The organism is Pseudomonas sp. RGB (genome assembly GCF_007713445.1).
Taxonomy (GTDB): domain Bacteria; phylum Pseudomonadota; class Gammaproteobacteria; order Pseudomonadales; family Pseudomonadaceae; genus Aquipseudomonas.
Genome location: NZ_VMSH01000003.1, coordinates 226,479 through 242,894, shown reverse-complemented (window position 1 = coordinate 242,894; position 16,416 = coordinate 226,479). Strand labels below are relative to the sequence as shown.

Annotated in this window: 15 protein-coding genes; 8 read left to right on the top strand and 7 right to left on the bottom strand. The window is 59.5% G+C overall.

The annotated features are described in order from the left end of the window. Positions 1-86 precede the first annotated feature (86 nt). Positions 87-2,537 (bottom strand): glycogen/starch/alpha-glucan phosphorylase, encoded by a 2,451-nt coding sequence (locus FPT15_RS08185; protein ID WP_145159908.1) that lies wholly within the window; start codon positions 2,535-2,537, stop codon positions 87-89. 236 nt (positions 2,538-2,773) lie between these two features. Here FPT15_RS08185 and FPT15_RS08180 point away from each other — a divergent pair, with 236 nt between their 5' ends. Beyond that, on the top strand, positions 2,774-3,208 hold the full coding sequence (locus FPT15_RS08180; protein WP_017529542.1) for a YkgJ family cysteine cluster protein: 435 nt from the start codon (positions 2,774-2,776) through the stop codon (positions 3,206-3,208). A gap of 186 nt (positions 3,209-3,394) precedes the next feature. On the opposite strand, the gene typA is transcribed toward FPT15_RS08180, so the two are convergent. Both typA and thiI read right to left on the bottom strand, forming a co-directional pair. Beyond that, positions 3,395-5,215 carry a translational GTPase TypA gene (gene typA / locus FPT15_RS08175; RefSeq protein WP_032890153.1) on the bottom strand — a complete coding sequence of 607 codons (1,821 nt, stop codon included), beginning with the start codon at positions 5,213-5,215 and terminating at the stop codon, positions 3,395-3,397. Positions 5,216-5,354: 139 nt separating this feature from the next. Continuing rightward, a complete protein-coding gene (thiI, locus tag FPT15_RS08170; protein ID WP_145159906.1) occupies positions 5,355-6,809 on the bottom strand; it encodes a tRNA uracil 4-sulfurtransferase ThiI in 1,455 nt (484 codons plus the stop codon). A 334-nt stretch (positions 6,810-7,143) separates the two neighbouring features. Here thiI and glnA point away from each other — a divergent pair, with 334 nt between their 5' ends. From glnA to ntrC, 6 genes are all read left to right on the top strand, one after another. Next, positions 7,144-8,550 carry a glutamate--ammonia ligase gene (gene glnA, locus FPT15_RS08160; RefSeq protein ID WP_034117297.1) on the top strand — a complete coding sequence of 469 codons (1,407 nt, stop codon included), beginning with the start codon at positions 7,144-7,146 and terminating at the stop codon, positions 8,548-8,550. A gap of 275 nt (positions 8,551-8,825) precedes the next feature. Then, entirely contained in the window at positions 8,826-9,245 is a 420-nt protein-coding gene (locus tag FPT15_RS08155) for a cupin domain-containing protein (protein ID WP_145159904.1), read from the top strand. Positions 9,246-9,374: 129 nt separating this feature from the next. After that, positions 9,375-9,911, top strand: coding sequence for a chorismate mutase (locus tag FPT15_RS08150; RefSeq protein ID WP_145159903.1), 537 nt, complete (start codon positions 9,375-9,377; stop codon positions 9,909-9,911). A 129-nt stretch (positions 9,912-10,040) separates the two neighbouring features. After that, positions 10,041-10,667: a hypothetical protein gene (locus tag FPT15_RS08145; protein ID WP_145159901.1), complete on the top strand. Its 627-nt coding sequence runs from the start codon at positions 10,041-10,043 to the stop codon at positions 10,665-10,667. A gap of 232 nt (positions 10,668-10,899) precedes the next feature. Then, the gene (glnL, locus tag FPT15_RS08140; RefSeq protein WP_016979130.1) at positions 10,900-11,985 is read left to right on the top strand and encodes a nitrogen regulation protein NR(II); all 1,086 of its coding nucleotides are present in this window, start codon (positions 10,900-10,902) and stop codon (positions 11,983-11,985) included. Beyond that, a complete protein-coding gene (gene ntrC, locus FPT15_RS08135) occupies positions 11,982-13,418 on the top strand; it encodes a nitrogen regulation protein NR(I) (protein WP_003218003.1) in 1,437 nt (478 codons plus the stop codon). Before glnL ends, ntrC begins: the two co-directional genes overlap by 4 nt. A 640-nt stretch (positions 13,419-14,058) precedes the next feature. Here the strand turns inward: ntrC and FPT15_RS08125 are convergent. Then, positions 14,059-14,499 (bottom strand): hypothetical protein, encoded by a 441-nt coding sequence (locus FPT15_RS08125; RefSeq protein WP_145159897.1) that lies wholly within the window; start codon positions 14,497-14,499, stop codon positions 14,059-14,061. On the opposite strand from FPT15_RS08125, the gene FPT15_RS08120 reads away from it, so the two are divergent. After that, the gene (locus tag FPT15_RS08120) at positions 14,498-14,953 is read left to right on the top strand and encodes a tRNA (cytidine(34)-2'-O)-methyltransferase (protein ID WP_003171120.1); all 456 of its coding nucleotides are present in this window, start codon (positions 14,498-14,500) and stop codon (positions 14,951-14,953) included. The genes FPT15_RS08125 and FPT15_RS08120 overlap by 2 nt on opposite strands. Before the next feature lie 154 nt (positions 14,954-15,107). On the opposite strand, the gene secB is transcribed toward FPT15_RS08120, so the two are convergent. From secB to FPT15_RS08105, 3 genes are read right to left on the bottom strand one after another with little or no spacing between them, the layout of a single operon-like run. Then, positions 15,108-15,587 carry a protein-export chaperone SecB gene (gene secB, locus FPT15_RS08115; RefSeq protein ID WP_106577478.1) on the bottom strand — a complete coding sequence of 160 codons (480 nt, stop codon included), beginning with the start codon at positions 15,585-15,587 and terminating at the stop codon, positions 15,108-15,110. 42 nt (positions 15,588-15,629) lie between these two features. Continuing rightward, positions 15,630-15,884 (bottom strand): glutaredoxin 3, encoded by a 255-nt coding sequence (gene grxC / locus FPT15_RS08110; RefSeq protein ID WP_053253893.1) that lies wholly within the window; start codon positions 15,882-15,884, stop codon positions 15,630-15,632. 1 nt (position 15,885) lies between these two features. Beyond that, the gene (locus tag FPT15_RS08105) at positions 15,886-16,299 is read right to left on the bottom strand and encodes a rhodanese-like domain-containing protein (RefSeq protein ID WP_145159895.1); all 414 of its coding nucleotides are present in this window, start codon (positions 16,297-16,299) and stop codon (positions 15,886-15,888) included. Positions 16,300-16,416: the final 117 nt, after the last annotated feature.

Sequence of the window (16,416 nt, the reverse complement as noted above, 5' to 3'; positions counted from 1 at the left end):
CGATAGCGGTGTGCCAGTCGACATATCTGCAAACTGGCAATTCGCTATCGGGGGCAAGCCCCCTCCCACATTTTGTATTGCGGTGGTTAGTCGAGCGCTTTCCAGATTTCGGTCGCGTACTCCCTGATGGTGCGGTCCGAAGAGAACCAACCCATGCGCGCCGTATTCAGCACCGCTGAACGCCACCATGCCTTGGAGTCATGCCAATGCGCTTCGACCCGCGCCTGGGCGTCCCAGTAGGAATCGAAGTCGGCACACACCAGGAAGCGGTCGTAATCGATCAGCCCGTCGATCAGGCCCACATAGCGGCCGGGATCATCCGGCGAGAACACCCCGCCCCGAATCGCTTGCAACACGTCGTTGAGACGATGGGAAACAGCAATTTCCGGCCCCGCGTTGAATTCGCCAGCGTGCTTGCGGGCTTCCACCTGCTGAGCACTGAGGCCAAAAATGAACATGTGATCGGCGCCCACGCGCTCGTGCATCTCCACGTTGGCGCCGTCCATGGTGCCGATGGTCAGCGCGCCGTTGAGGCCGAACTTCATGTTGCTGGTGCCCGAGGCTTCAAAGCCGGCCGTGGAGATCTGCTCCGACAAATCCGCCGCCGGAATGATGCTTTCCGCCAGGCTGACGTTGTAGTTGGGCAGGAACACCACCTTGAGCAAACCGCGCACGGTCGGGTCGTTGTTCACGGTGCGGGCGATGTCGTTGGTCAACTTGATGATCAACTTGGCCTGGTGGTAACTCGCCGCAGCCTTGCCGGCGAAGATCTTCACCCGTGGCACCCAGTCGGTGCCCGGCTCGGCGCGGATCGCCTGGTACAACGCCACGGTGTGCAGCAGGTTGAGCAGTTGGCGTTTGTATTCGTGGATGCGTTTGACCTGCACGTCGAACATCGCCGCCGGGTTCACTGAAATACCCAGGCGCTCATGGATGATCTCGGCCAGTGCACGCTTGCTGTGCAATCGCTGATCGGCAAAGGCTTTACGGAAGGATTGCTTCTCGGCGAAGGTTTCCAGCTCCGTCAGGCGCGTTTCCATGGTGTCGAGAATGTCCGGCCCCAGCGCGTCCACCAGCATATCGGTGAGCTTGGGGTTGGCCTGGTACAGCCAGCGGCGGAAGGTAATGCCGTTGGTTTTATTGTTGATGCGCTCCGGGTACAGCTTGTGCAGCTCGGAGAACACCGTGCTGCGCATCAGCTGGGTGTGCAGGCCCGACACGCCGTTGACGCTATGCGAGCCGAGGAACGCCAGGTTACCCATGCGCACGCGGCGGCCGTTGTCTTCTTCGATCAGCGACACGGCGCGCAGCACGTCGAAGTCGTGAATGCCCTTGGCCCGCAGCGAGTCGATGTGCTGGGCGTTGATCAGGTAGATGATCTGCATGTGCCGCGGCAGCATGCGTTCCATCAAACCTACAGGCCAGGTTTCCAGCGCTTCGGGCAGCAAGGTGTGGTTGGTGTAGGAAAGGGTTTCAACCGTCACGTCCCACGCCGCTTCCCACGGAATGTCATGCAGGTCGACCAGTTGGCGCATCAGCTCGGCGACGGCAATCGAGGGGTGCGTGTCGTTGAGCTGGATGGCGGCGTGTTCGCCCAGGCTCAATACCGAGCCGTGCATGTTTTTGTGGCGGCGCAGCAGATCCTGCAGCGAGGCAGAGACGAAGAAGTATTCCTGGCGCAGACGCAGTTCCTGCCCTGCTTCGGTGCTGTCGGCCGGGTAAAGCACACGGGAGATGCTTTCGGCGCGGGCGACTTCGGCGACGGCGCCCAAGTGGTCACCCGCGTTGAAACGCTCCAGGTGCAAGTCTTCCACGGCGCGTGCACGCCACAGGCGCAGGGTGTTGACGCTGGCACCGCGCCAGCCGACGACGGGGGTGTCATAAGCCACCGCGCGCACGGTTTCATTCGGCGACCACACTTGGATCATCTTGCCGGAAGCGTCCGCCAGGGTTTCGACGCTGCCGCCAAAACCGATGGGGTAAATCACCTCGGCCCGTTCGAATTCCCACGGGTTGCCAAAGTCCAGCCAGCGCTCGGTCTGCTCCTGTTGCCAGCCATCGACGATCGCCTGGCGAAACAAACCGTGCTCGTAACGAATGCCATAACCGTGGCCGGCAATGCCCAAGGTCGACATGCTTTCCATAAAGCATGCGGCCAGGCGGCCCAGGCCACCGTTGCCAAGCGCCGCGTCGGGCTCCAGCAGGCGGATGCGCTCCAGGTCCACACCGAGTTCGGACAGCGCTTCGCGCGCGATCTCCAGCACGCCGAGGTTGCTCAGGCTGTCGTAGAGCAAACGGCCAATAAGAAATTCCAGGGAAAGGTAATAAACCCGCTTCTGGCCTTTGCGGTAAATGCGCCGCGTGTGGTCCATCCAGTGATCGACCATCTGGTCGCGGGCGGCCAGGGCAATGGCTTCGAACCAGTCGTGGTCGAAGGCGTGGTCGGGGTCCTTGCCCACCGCGTAGGTGAGTTTGGTCAAGACAGCATCGCGGAATGCGGCTACCTCTGCTTCTCGTGCAAGCGGTTCCTGAGACATCGGTGCGACCTCGGGCGAGATTGAAGGAGTTGCTAGAGCCTAGTCGGTCTGACAGACGGTAGACGCTCTGGTTCGGCAGTATTTTTACTCATTCACCTTTGCGGGAAATTGATGCAGGGGTCGTGCCCAATTGGTGCTTGAGCAGCCTTCGGGCTGAAAACCACAAAATATTGTTCAAAAAACCATCAATCCCGGTATGATCGCGCGCCCGGATACAGCCCCACCTTGGAACCCTGATGAAGCCTCAACTGATCGCCGCCGCGGAACTCGACCGTCTCGAGACCTGGCAGAAATATTCCGCCCACATGTGCGGTGGCTGCGTGTCCAGCTGCTGCACGCTGCCGGTTGAGGTGAAGATCAAGGACCTGATCCGCATTGGCATCGTCGATGAATTCGAGCGCGGCGACCCGCCCAAGAACATCGCCAAGCGCTTGCAGAAAGAAGGCATCGTCGAGCGTTTCAATTCCAAATCCGAGATTTTTACCTTGCAGCGCATGAGCAACAACGATTGCCTGTACCTGGATCGTAAGACGCGCTTCTGCACTATTTATGACAAGCGTCCGGATACGTGCCGCAACCACCCCAAAATCGGGCCGCGGCCGGGGTACTGCGCGTATAAGCCCAAGGAAGTGGTGCGCGAGACCAAGTTCAAGACGCTCGATAAGTTCTGATCCGATTTTTGTGGGGCTTTCTAAGGCCCCATCGGGGGCAAGCCCCCTCCCACATTGGAACGCATTTCAAAGGTGGGAGGGGGCTTGCCCCCGATAGGGCCGGTACAGCCACCACAAAAATTGCAGGCACAAAAAAACGCCCCCGGCCTTTCGACCGGGGGCGTTTTTCATTCAGCCTGAGTTAACTCAGTTCTTGGCTTTCTTGGCAGCGCGGGTACGCTCGCCTTCGTCCAGGATCTTCTTACGCAGGCGGATCGACTTAGGCGTGACTTCGCACAGCTCGTCGTCCTGGATGAATTCCAGGGCCTGTTCCAGGGTGAAGCGAACAGGTGGAACCAGAGCGATGGTTTCGTCTTTACCCGAAGCACGCATGTTGTCGAGCTTCTTGCCTTTGGTTGGGTTGACGCCCATGTCGTTGTCACGGCTGTTCAGACCAACGATCTGACCGTTGTAGATCTCTTGACCGTGTTCAACGAACAGCTTGCCACGCGCCTGCAGAGTTTCCAGGGAGTAGGTCAGTGCCTTGCCGGTTTCTACCGATACCAGAACACCGTTCTGACGGCCGGACATGTCGCCGGACTTCATGGTGTCGTAGCGATCGAAGATCGAGGTCAGGATGCCAGCACCGTTGGTCAGGGTCAGGAACTGGTTACGGAAACCGATCAGACCACGAGCAGGGATGTTGTATTCCAGACGCACACGGCCTTTGCCATCCGGCACCATGTTGGTCAGGTCGCCCTTACGCAGGCCCATCTCTTCCATGACCTTGCCCTGGGATTCTTCAGGGGTGTCGATGGTGACGTTTTCGAACGGTTCCTGCTTCACGCCGTCAACCTGACGGATGATCACTTCTGGACGACCAACGCCCATTTCGAAGCCTTCGCGACGCATGGTTTCGATCAGTACCGAGAGGTGCAGCTCACCACGGCCGGAAACCTTGAACTTGTCAGCCGAGTCGCCTTCTTCAACGCGCAGTGCAACGTTGTACAGCAGCTCTTTGTCCAGACGTTCCTTGATGTTACGGGACGTCACGAACTTGCCTTCTTTACCGCAGAAAGGCGAGTCGTTTACCTGGAAGGTCATGGAAACGGTTGGCTCGTCAACGGTCAGAGGCTTCATCGCCTCGACGTTGTCCGGCTGGCACAGGGTGTCGGAGATGAACAGCGAGTCCATACCGCTCACGCACACGATGTCACCGGCAAACGCTTCTTCAACGTCGATACGGTGCAGACCGTGGTGACCCATCAGCTTCAGGATACGGCCGTTGCGTTTCTTGCCGTCGGCGCCGATGGCGACAACCGGTGTGTTCGGCTTGACGCTACCACGAGCGATACGGCCAACACCGATAACACCCAGGAAGCTGTTGTAGTCCAGTGCCGAGATTTGCATCTGGAACGGACCGTCACGGTCAACTTTTGGCGCCGGTACGTTGTCGACGATCGACTGGTACAGCGGGGTCATGTCTTCAGCCATGTCGGTGTGTTCCAGACCGGCAATGCCGTTCAGGGCCGAGGCGTAGACGACTTTGAAGTCCAGCTGTTCTTCGGTGGCACCCAGGTTGTCGAACAGGTCGAAGATCTGGTCCAGAACCCAGTCCGGACGCGCGCCTGGACGGTCAACCTTGTTGATGCACACGATCGGACGCAGGCCGGCTTCAAACGCCTTCTTGGTCACGAAACGGGTTTGCGGCATAGGGCCGTCTTGAGCGTCAACCAGCAGCAGAACGGAGTCAACCATCGACATTACACGTTCAACTTCGCCGCCGAAGTCGGCGTGGCCCGGGGTGTCCACGATGTTGATGTGGTAGCCGTTCCAGTTGATAGCGGTGTTTTTAGCCAGGATGGTAATACCGCGCTCTTTTTCCTGGTCGTTGGAGTCCATCACGCGCTCGTCGTTGAGCTCGTTGCGCTCCAGGGTGCCGGATTGACGCAGGAGTTTGTCTACCAGGGTGGTTTTACCATGGTCAACGTGAGCAATGATGGCGATGTTACGTAGATTTTCGATCACTTGTGTATCTCGATCAGAGGATTCGGTGTGCTGACAGGTCGTGGCAGCGATTAACAGTAGAGTCAGGCCTTGCCGTTACAGCTTGACGGCAGAGTCGGGGGGCCGGTGACGCAGGCCACAGGCAAACAGCCCCGGGCTCTTAGCTCGGTCGATAAACGCGCACATTGGCATGCCCCTCACTGAGCAAATGGTGGGCATGCAGGCGACTCATCACGCCTTTGTCGCAATACAGCAGGTACTGACGGCTGTTATCCAGTTCCTTGAAACGCGCGTTCAATGCGTAGAACGGCAGCGTTTGCACGTCGATGCCAGCGATTTCCAGCGGCTCATCTTCGGCGGCATCCGGATGACGGATGTCGACGACAATCTGGCCGGCCAGGACTTCGCTGACTTCTTCGATTTGCACATCCTGGCCCAGTTCGTCGATGACGCGATCGATCGGGACCATTTTGGCGTTCTCGAGCGCACGCTCCAGAATCGCCATGTCGAACTGTTGTTCTTCGTACTCCACGCGGTTGCGCTTGGCGTGGGTCTTGGGGTTCACCGAGATGACCCCGCAATATTCAGGCATGTGTTTGGCAAACGCCGCCGTGCCGATTTCTTCGGCCTGGTCGATGATGTCCTGCTTGTGACTGGCGATGAGCGGGCGCAGCACCAGCTTCTCGGTCACGCAGTCGATCAGCGACAGGTTCGGCAGCGTCTGGCTGGAGACCTGGGAAATCGCTTCACCGGTCACCAGCGCGTCGATCTGCAGTTGATCGGCAATCCGCGACGCAGCGCGCAACATCATACGCTTCAATACTACGCCCATATGACTGTTATCGACTTTGCCGAGAATTTCGCCCAGCACTTCCTCGAACGGCACGCTTACGAATAGCACGCGCTGGGAGCTGCCGTACTTCTTCCAGATAAAGTGCGCGACTTCCATCACGCCCAATTCGTGTGCACGCCCGCCCAGATTAAAGAAGCAGAAGTGGCTCATCAGGCCGCGGCGCATGATCTGGTAGGCCGCCACCGTGGAATCGAAACCGCCGGACATCAGTACCAGGGTCTGTTCCAGGGCACCCAGCGGGTAGCCGCCGATGCTGTTGTGCTGGCTGTGGATCACAAACAACCGTTGGTCGCGAATTTCCATGCGCACTTCAATTTGCGGCGCTTTCAGGGAAATTCCGGCAGCGCCGCACTCGCGACGCAGCTTGCTGCCGACGTATTTCTCGACGTCCATGGAGCTGAAGGTGTGCTTGCCGGCGCGCTTGCAGCGCACCGAAAAGATCTTGCCTTCAAGCTCGCTACCGTAGTGCTGTTTGCACTTTTCGGTGATGTCGTTGAAGTCGCCCAGCGGGTACTCATCCACCTGCAGGAAATGCGCGATGCCCGGCATGCAGCTCAGGCGCTCAGTCATGTCCTTCAAGGCTTTGGCGTCGGTGACACGGGTTTCCAGCTCGAGGTTGTCCCACACGCCGTTCACCACCACAGCCGGGTCCAGGTCACGGAGCACGGCACGGATGTTCTTGGCCAACTGACGGATGAAACGCGTCCGTACCGGTCGGCTTTTGATGGTGATCTCGGGGAACACTTTAACGATTAATTTCATGGAAACAGCGCGCGCCGGGCCTGCTGAAAAAGGGGGGCGCGGATTATAGCGGAAATCGCTCAAGGTTTAACCAGTTAATATGCATCAGACACAACGCGCACCAAAACGGGTCATTTGCGCAAATTAGCGCTACATTGCAGTGCGTTATTTATTGCGCTTCAGCGGATTGCACCTTTATAGGGGCCATTTTGAGGCAAAAAGGCCATGTTGGCGCACTGGCATGCAATTTGCTCTCTTGTGAGGCAGGTTGCCTTGGTCGAGTATTCGCGCCGGCATCACCCACATTCTAAGGGCTAACTCCACTACCCCAGCCCGAAGCCACCCGGAGGACACCATGTCGAAGTCGGTTCAACTCATCAAAGATCATGACGTTAAATGGATTGATCTGCGCTTCACGGACACTAAAGGTACTCAGCACCACGTGACCATGCCGGCTCGCGACGCGCTGGATGATGCTTTCTTCGAAGAAGGCAAAATGTTCGACGGTTCCTCCATTGCTGGCTGGAAAGGCATCGAAGCCTCCGACATGATCCTGATGCCGGACGACAGCACTGCCGTTCTCGACCCGTTCACCGAAGACCCAACCCTGATCATCGTCTGCGACGTGATCGAGCCTTCGACCATGCAAGGCTACGACCGCGACCCACGTGCGATCGCCAAGCGTGCCGAGGAATACCTGAAGTCGACCGGTATCGGCGACACCGTATTCGTAGGCCCAGAGCCAGAATTCTTCATCTTTGATTCGGTCAAGTTCAAGTCCGACATCTCCGGTTCCATGTTCAAGATCTTCTCTGAACAAGGTTCGTGGATGTCCGATCAGGACATCGAAGGCGGCAACAAAGGCCACCGTCCAGGCATCAAAGGTGGCTACTTCCCGGTTCCGCCATTCGACCACGACCACGAAATCCGTACTTCCATGTGCAACGCCATGGAAGAAATGGGCCTGGTCATCGAAGTTCACCACCACGAAGTGGCGACTGCCGGCCAGAACGAAATCGGCGTGAAGTTCAACACCCTGGTGGCCAAGGCTGACGAAGTTCAGACCCTGAAATACTGCGTACACAACGTGGCTGATGCCTACGGCCGTACCGCTACTTTCATGCCTAAGCCGCTGTACGGCGATAACGGCTCGGGTATGCACGTTCACCTGTCCATCGCCAAAGAAGGCAAAAACACCTTCGCTGGCGAAGGTTATGCCGGCCTGTCCGACACCGCCCTGTACTTCATCGGCGGTATCATCAAGCACGGTAAGGCCCTGAACGGCTTCACCAACCCGTCGACCAACTCCTACAAGCGTCTGGTCCCAGGTTTCGAAGCACCTGTAATGCTGGCTTACTCGGCGCGTAACCGTTCCGCTTCGATCCGTATTCCTTACGTGTCCAGCCCTCGCGCTCGCCGTATCGAAGCACGCTTCCCGGATCCAGCAGCCAACCCGTACCTGGCCTTCGCTGCCCTGGTCATGGCCGGCCTGGACGGTATCCAGAACAAGATCCACCCAGGCGACGCCGCCGACAAAAACTTGTACGACCTGCCGCCTGAAGAGGCCAAAGAGATCCCACAAGTGTGCGGCAGCCTGAAAGAAGCCCTGGAAGAGCTGGACAAGGGCCGTGCGTTCCTGACCAAAGGCGGCGTATTCAGCGACGACTTCATCGATGCCTACATCGAGCTGAAAAGCGAAGAAGAAATCAAAGTACGCACCTTCGTACACCCACTGGAATATGAGCTGTACTACAGCTGCTGATCCGGTAGCGCCGCTTAAAGCGGCGTGACAAAAAAGGCCTCCTTCGGGAGGCCTTTTTTATGCCTGAAAATATCGAAGCTACCCGCGCGGCGTAGGAGACGGCCGCCGTCGGTACCCGTCAAAGCCATCGTGTTTCTGGCGGCGTTGCGGCACCTGCCACGCCCACCTCTTACACCGCACCGGCAGATAACTGCGCAGACTCACCGCCTCGCCCGACATCCATCCCGATCTAACGCCCGTAGCCTGAGGCACTACTCTGCTCAACGGATCAAATCATGTACAACCGCTCGCTCGCGCTCATCGCCTGCCTGTTTCTGCACGGCTGTGGCACCCCACCCAAAGCCCCTGCGCCGATCGAAAGGCAAATCCTGCTGCAAAGCAGCGCATCCTGGGACGGTACGCCTTATACCGGCTACCCCCAAAGCGCCCCGGAGCTGACACTGTTGAAGCTCAAGATTGCGCCACACACCACCCTCGCCTGGCACACACACCCGATGCCCAATGCGGCTTACATACTCAGCGGCGAACTCACGGTGCAAAGCCGCGACAGCGGGCACGCCCGGGTTTTCAGACAAGGGCAGACACTCGCCGAGATGGTCAACATCGTCCATCGAGGCGTCACAGGGGATACGCCGGTGGAGTTACTGGTGTTTTATGCCGGCAGCCCCGGCATGCCGCTCTCCCACACCGATTGATGCTGGCCTGCGCCACTAACTGCCGGGCGCAGGCGCGCGCAAAAAACCTCAAGCGTGCCGCGCGCCTTCAATAATTACGCGTTATCGTTGGCGACCTTCGAATACGCTCGCGCCTACAGGGGACCGCCTTTGAAACATCGACTCGTACTTGCCTTGCTGTTCGCCAGCGCCACCGCCACTGCCGCGCCGCCGACACTCGAACCGCTGCTCAACAGCATCGCCGAGCGTCTGACCATCGCCGACCAGGTCGCACTGAGCAAATGGGACAGCCACAAAGCCGTGGAAGATCGCCCTCGCGAACAGGCTGTGATCGCCAGCGCGAGAGCCCAGGCCCCCGACTACAAAGTCTCGCCCGAGGCGGCGGAGCAGTTTTTCTCCGCGCAGATAGAGGCGAATAAACTGGTGCAATACACCCGACTGTCCGACTGGCAGTTTAAAGGCAAGGCGCCCGATACGCCGCGCCCGGACCTGACCGGCAAGATTCGCCCTCAACTGGACCAGCTGCAAAAGCGCATGCTGCAACAATTAGCCGACTTCGGCCCCGAGCGCAGCAACCCGCAGTGCCCGCACTGGGTAGCCCTGGCCGTGCACGAACCGCTTAACGATCCCTTGGTGCAGATCGCAATGACCCGCGCCACGGCCGAGTTGTGCGTCTACACGCCTTGAAGGATAAGGGCCTGCTTCATTGAAGGCCTTTTCCCGCACCTTGGTTAAATCGCGGAAATGTCTGATACATCCCAGGCCATCGGCCCCCTACGATGCAGCGTCCTGCCGCCACTCGCCGATGTCTTTGCGATGAACCTTATCTGTAAGACCCTGTGTTCACTGACGCTCGTGCTCAGCCCGATCGCCGCAGCGCAAAAAACCACGCCGCCTACGACCCTCGACCTTGAGCCCACGGCCTGGACGGTAGAAGCGCCTTACCCGCAAAGCACGATTATCAATGCCCGCATCAATGGCACCGCTGCCCACGACGGCAATTCCAGCATGGCGATCCTGCATGTGGCGTGCTACAGCGCGCCCTTGCGCCCAATGATCTCGCTGCTCACCCACACCGACCAGTTGCATTTCAAACCCGGTATTTATGAAGGCCCGGACGCTCGCTCCACCGGCCCGCTCAGCCTCACCACCGGCGTGCTTCCAGCCCGCACTTACCGCGTAAACGGCTATTACAGCGCCGAGCCCACGCAGCAGCACGGCGTGCTGTTCAAACTCACCATGCCCGCCAACCGCCAAGAACTGCGCGAGTGGATCACCGATGACATGGGTGGCCAGCGCATCAGGATGACCATTCCCTCCGCCATTCCCGGTGATTCGCCACTGAGCGCCGAGTTCATCCTGCCCAAAGACAGCACAGGCTTGCGCGAGGTCATCAAGCCTTGCCTGAACAATCGAAAAAGCACGCCTAAAAAACCTTCCTGAACAAACCTCGCAAAACTGCACTATATTGGTGCGTAGCGCCGCACCCTTCCCACCCAGACAGCCCATTTTGGTTCGAATCTTCCCGAGTGAGCTGGCAGAACGCCACAGTTTCGCGCCTTAAACCCCTATTTCAGGGCTTTAACGCTTCTTTTCGGAGCCTTGGTTTGGTTTTTGCATTTTCCTTGTATCAGCGTGTGCCTCAAGCCCGCGCCTTGCTCCAAAAGAGGTCCTGATGACCATCAGCGATGCACTGCACCGTTTATTACTCGACAACCTGACCACCGCGACCATTCTGCTCAATGACGACCTGCGTCTTGAGTACATGAACCCGGCGGCGGAGATGCTCCTGGCCATCAGCGGCCAGCGCAGCCATGGGCAGTTCATCAGCGAATTGTTCACCGAGTCGGCCGAAGCCTTGAGCTCGTTGCGCCAGGCGGTGGAGCAGGCACACCCGTTCACCAAGCGCGAAGCGATGCTCACCGCCCTCACCGGCCAGACCCTGACCGTCGACTACGCAGTAACCCCGATCCTGAGCAACGGCGCCACCTTGCTGCTGCTCGAAGTGCACCCGCGCGACCGCTTGCTGCGTATTACTAAAGAAGAAGCGCAGCTGTCCAAGCAGGAAACCAGCAAGATGCTGGTGCGCGGCCTGGCCCATGAGATCAAGAACCCGCTGGGCGGCATTCGCGGCGCCGCGCAATTGCTCGCCCGCGAGCTGCCGGACGAGAACCTCAAGGACTACACCAACGTCATCATCGAAGAAGCCGACCGCCTTCGTAACCTGGTGGACCGCATGCTCGGCTCCAACAAATTGCCGTCGCTGGCGATGACCAACGTGCACGAAGTGCTGGAACGCGTTTGCCAGTTGGTCGAGGCCGAAAGCCAAGGCTGCATCACCCTGGTACGCGACTACGACCCAAGCATTCCGGACGTGTTGATCGATCGCGAACAGATGATCCAGGCGGTGCTCAATATCGTGCGCAACGCCATGCAGGCCATCAGCAGCCAGAACGAGCTGCGCCTGGGCCGCATCAGCCTGCGCACCCGTGCCCTGCGCCAATTCACCATCGGCCATGTGCGCCACCGCCTGGTAACCAAGGTCGAGATCATCGACAACGGCCCGGGCATTCCTGCAGAACTGCAGGAAACCATCTTCTTTCCCATGGTCAGCGGCCGCCCGGACGGTACCGGGCTGGGCCTGGCCATTACCCAGAACATCATCAGCCAGCACCAGGGATTGATCGAGTGTGAGAGCCATCCCGGTCACACCACCTTCTCGATCTTTCTGCCTCTGGAACAAGGAGCCCCATCGACATGAGCCGTAGTGAAACTGTCTGGATCGTCGATGACGACCGTTCTATCCGCTGGGTCCTCGAGAAAGCCTTGCAACAGGAAGGCATGACCACCCAGAGCTTCGACAGCGCCGACGGGGTGATGAGCCGCCTGGCGCGCCAGCAGCCGGACGTGATCATCTCCGACATCCGCATGCCCGGTGCCAGTGGCCTGGATTTGCTCGCGCGCATCCGCGAGCAGCACCCGCGCCTGCCGGTGATCATCATGACCGCGCACTCGGACCTGGACAGCGCTGTCGCGTCCTATCAGGGCGGTGCCTTTGAATACCTGCCCAAGCCGTTCGACGTGGACGAGGCCGTGGCGCTGGTCAAGCGCGCCAACCAACACGCCCAGGAACAACAGAACCAGGAAGCCCCACCGGCCCTGACCCGTACCCCGGAGATCATCGGCGAAGCGCCGGCGATGCAGGAAGTGTTTCGCGCCATCGGGCGCTTGAGCCACTCCAACATCACCGTGCTGATCAACGGCGAATCGGGCACCGGCAAAGAGCTTGTGGCTCATGCCTTGCACCGCCACAGCCCGCGGGCGGCTTCGCCGTTCATCGCGCTGAACATGGCGGCGATTCCCAAGGACTTGATGGAATCCGAGCTGTTCGGCCATGAAAAAGGCGCGTTTACCGGCGCGGCCAACCTGCGTCGCGGGCGCTTTGAACAGGCGGACGGCGGCACGTTGTTTCTGGATGAAATCGGCGACATGCCGGCCGACACCCAAACCCGCTTGCTGCGCGTATTGGCTGACGGTGAGTTCTATCGCGTGGGCGGGCACACGCCGGTCAAGGTCGATGTGCGCATCATTGCAGCGACCCACCAGAACCTCGAAACCCTGGTGCACGCGGGCAAATTCCGTGAGGACTTGTTCCACCGTCTGAACGTGATCCGTATCCACATCCCACGCATGTCGGATCGCCGCGAAGACATTCCGACCCTGGCTCGTCACTTCCTCAGCCGCGCCGCTCAAGAGCTGGCCGTCGAGCCGAAGTTGCTCAAAAGCGAGACCGAGGAGTACCTCAAGAATCTGCCGTGGCCGGGCAACGTGCGGCAGTTGGAGAACACCTGCCGCTGGATCACCGTCATGGCCTCCGGCCGTGAAGTGCATATCAGCGACCTGCCGCCGGAGCTGCTCAGCCTGCCGCAGGACTCGGCACCGGTGACCAACTGGGAACAGGCGCTGCGCCAGTGGGCCGATCAGGCCTTGGCACGCGGCCAGTCGAACCTGCTCGACAGCGCCGTACCGGCGTTCGAACGGATCATGATCGAAACCGCCTTGAAGCACACCGCCGGCCGCCGCCGCGACGCCGCCGTGCTGCTGGGCTGGGGCCGCAATACCTTGACGCGCAAGATCAAGGAGCTGGGGATGAAGGTCGATGGCGGCGATGATGATGAGGGTGATGAAGGCTGATCACAGCCTTCTCATCCACTGAATATCAAATGTGGGAGGGGGCTTGCCCCCGATTGCGGTGTATCAGCCACATACTCGCTGGCTGACACACTGCTATCGGGGGCAAGCCCCCTCCTACATTTTGATCGCCTGCTGGTTTGGATCGCCACAAGGTTGCGTGACCGTGCACCGCTTCAATGCACCATGAACCGGCATCGGGCACGGATTCAACGCCTGAAACCTCAGCGTCGCTGAAAAAATCTTGAACATCGAAAACGCCAAAGCCCCGTATTTCGGGGCTTTGCGCTTTCTGGCAATTTTTTTCGGCACACATTGCAAGTTCTGGCACGCGCCCTGCAATAACCCTTGTACTACCCAGTTTCGGGGACCTTGGTACAGGCAGGCCGAGAATCCCCTCTTTACACCCGGGGTGCTTGATGCGGATCGCGTCGCGCCCCACACCCGTTTCGGGAACCTCGGTACAGGCAGGCCGGGGATTCCCTCTTTAACACCGAAGCCTTTGGCTTCACCCCGTTTTGGGAGCCCTGGTACAGGCAGGCCGGGAACTCCCTTCTTTACACCCGGGGCTTATGTGGCACAGCGCCCGTAGCCCCAGCCCGTTTTGGGAACCTTGGTACAGGCAGGCCGGGGATTCCCTCTTTTATTCCTCGCGCAGATGGATCTGCAACCGCCAACGGCCATCGGCCTTCTCCCCTTTCCACTCCCCGCGCAACGGCCGAGCCGCCACCAGGTTCAGCAGCAAGCCGCCATCGGTCTTGCGGATGCGCCAGTTCACATCCTTGTCGTTGACCTTGAGTTGCCCGCTGGCGGCCTTGCCCTGCGCGTCGAACAGCAGCGCCACGGTGCCGTCGATATGTTCGCCGTGCAGCTTGGGTTCGCTGTTGAACCACACCACCAGGCCGTCCGTCGCGGTCTCGACCTGTTGCAGCTCGACCGGGTCCGGCGTTGTGAGGCGGCCGATCATCAGGCCGATCATCAAACCGACAATCGCCAATGAGCCCAAAACCCTGGGCAATAGCTTCGGTCTTGGGTCGTCTTCGGGGGTAGAATGCAGCGCATCTTTGCCTTCGGAGCCGTGCATGTTTCACGTCATCCTTTTTCAACCAGAAATTCCGCCGAATACCGGCAACGTTATCAGGCTGTGCGCCAACAGTGGCTGCCACCTGCATTTGATCGAGCCTCTGGGCTTCGACATGGACGACAAGCGCCTGCGCCGCGCCGGGCTGGACTACCACGAGTACGCCACGCTCAAGCGCCATGCGGACCTGGCCAGCTGCCTGGAAAGCCTGGGCCACCCGCGGCTGTTCGCGTTCACCACCAAGGGTTCGCGGCCATTTCATGACGCCAGCTTTGCAGAAGGCGACGCTTTCCTGTTCGGCCCGGAAAGCCGTGGCCTGCCGGCAGAGGTGCTCGACGCCCTGCCCGACGGCCATCGCCTGCGCTTGCCGATGCGTGAGGGCTGCCGCAGCTTGAACCTGTCCAACACCGTGGCCGTCGCCGTCTACGAAGGCTGGCGCCAGCTCGGTTTCAAGTAATACACATAGCAAATGTGGGAGGGAGCTTGTGTGGGAGCTGGGCTTGCCCGCGATGCAGGCACCTCGGTGTATCAGTGATACCCAGGTGACGCTATCGCAGGCAAGCCAGCTCCCACACAAGCCCCCTCCCACATTGGTTACTGCGTCGGGCCCATTACTGAACGGTCGACGAACCTTCTGTTTGCATGCGCTGCAGCTCTTGCGCGTACAGGGCATCGAAGTTCACCGGAGCCAGCATCAGCGCCGGGAACGAGCCACGGGTGACCAGGCTGTCCAGGGTCTCACGGGCATACGGGAACAAGATGTTCGGGCAGAACGCGCCCAGGGTGTGGCTCATCGAAGCCTCGTCCAGGCCCTGGATCAGGAAGATACCGGCCTGTTGCACTTCAGCGATGAAGGCCACTTCTTCGCCGTTCTTGACGGTGACCGACAGGGTCAGCACGACTTCATGGAAGTCGCCTTCGAGTGCCTTTTGACGGGTGTTCAGGTCCAGCGCAACGCTTGGGGTCCACTCCTGACGGAAGATGGCCGGGCTTTTCGGCGCTTCGAACGACAGGTCACGCACGTAGATCCGCTGCAGCGAGAATTGTGGGCCTTGGTCTTGCGCTGCTTCGGTGTTCTGTTGGTCAGTCATCGCAGATCCTTCTTGATCTTGGGGTCTTTTAGGGGTTAGGAGTCAGACGAGCAGCAGCGCATCAAGCTTACCGGCGCGCTCCAGGGCGAACAGGTCATCGCAACCACCGACATGCTTGTCGCCGATCCAGATCTGCGGCACGGACGTGCGTCCCGCTTTCTTGGTCATCTCGGCGCGCACCTGGGGCTTGCCATCGACCTTGATCTCTTCGAAGGCAACGCCCTTTTTCTCCAGCAAAGCCTTGGCTCGCATGCAGTAAGGGCAATAATCGCTGGAATAAACGACAACCTGGCTCATATCACTTCACCAGCGGCAGGTTATCGGCCTTCCAGCTGCCGATACCGCCGGACAGTTTGGCGGCGGTGAAACCGGTCTTGAGCATCTCGCGGGCGTGGGTGCCGGCGTGCTGGCCTTGGGCGTCGACCAGAATGATGGTCTTGCCTTTGTATTTTTCCAGCTCGGGCAAGCGTGCGATCAGCTTGTCCTGCGGAATGTTCAGGGCGCCGACGATATGGCCGGCGGCAAAATCCTTGGCCGGGCGAATATCCACAACAACGGCCTCATCCTTGTTGACCAGCGCGGTCAGCTCCGACGTGCTCAGGCTGCGGCCACCGCGGCTCATTTCATGAGCGATCAGCAGCGCCAGCAGGATGACGAAGGCACCCGCGAGCAGGTAGTGGGCAGTGGCAAATGCAATCAGGTGATCAACCATCAAGGAGGTTCCAGGGCGTTAAAATGGCGGTAAGTATACACAGCCGTCAGGGGGGGCCAACCCCCGTAAAGCGGTGACGTGGTCGGAACTTCGCTTTAAACTGCCACTCCCTTTTAG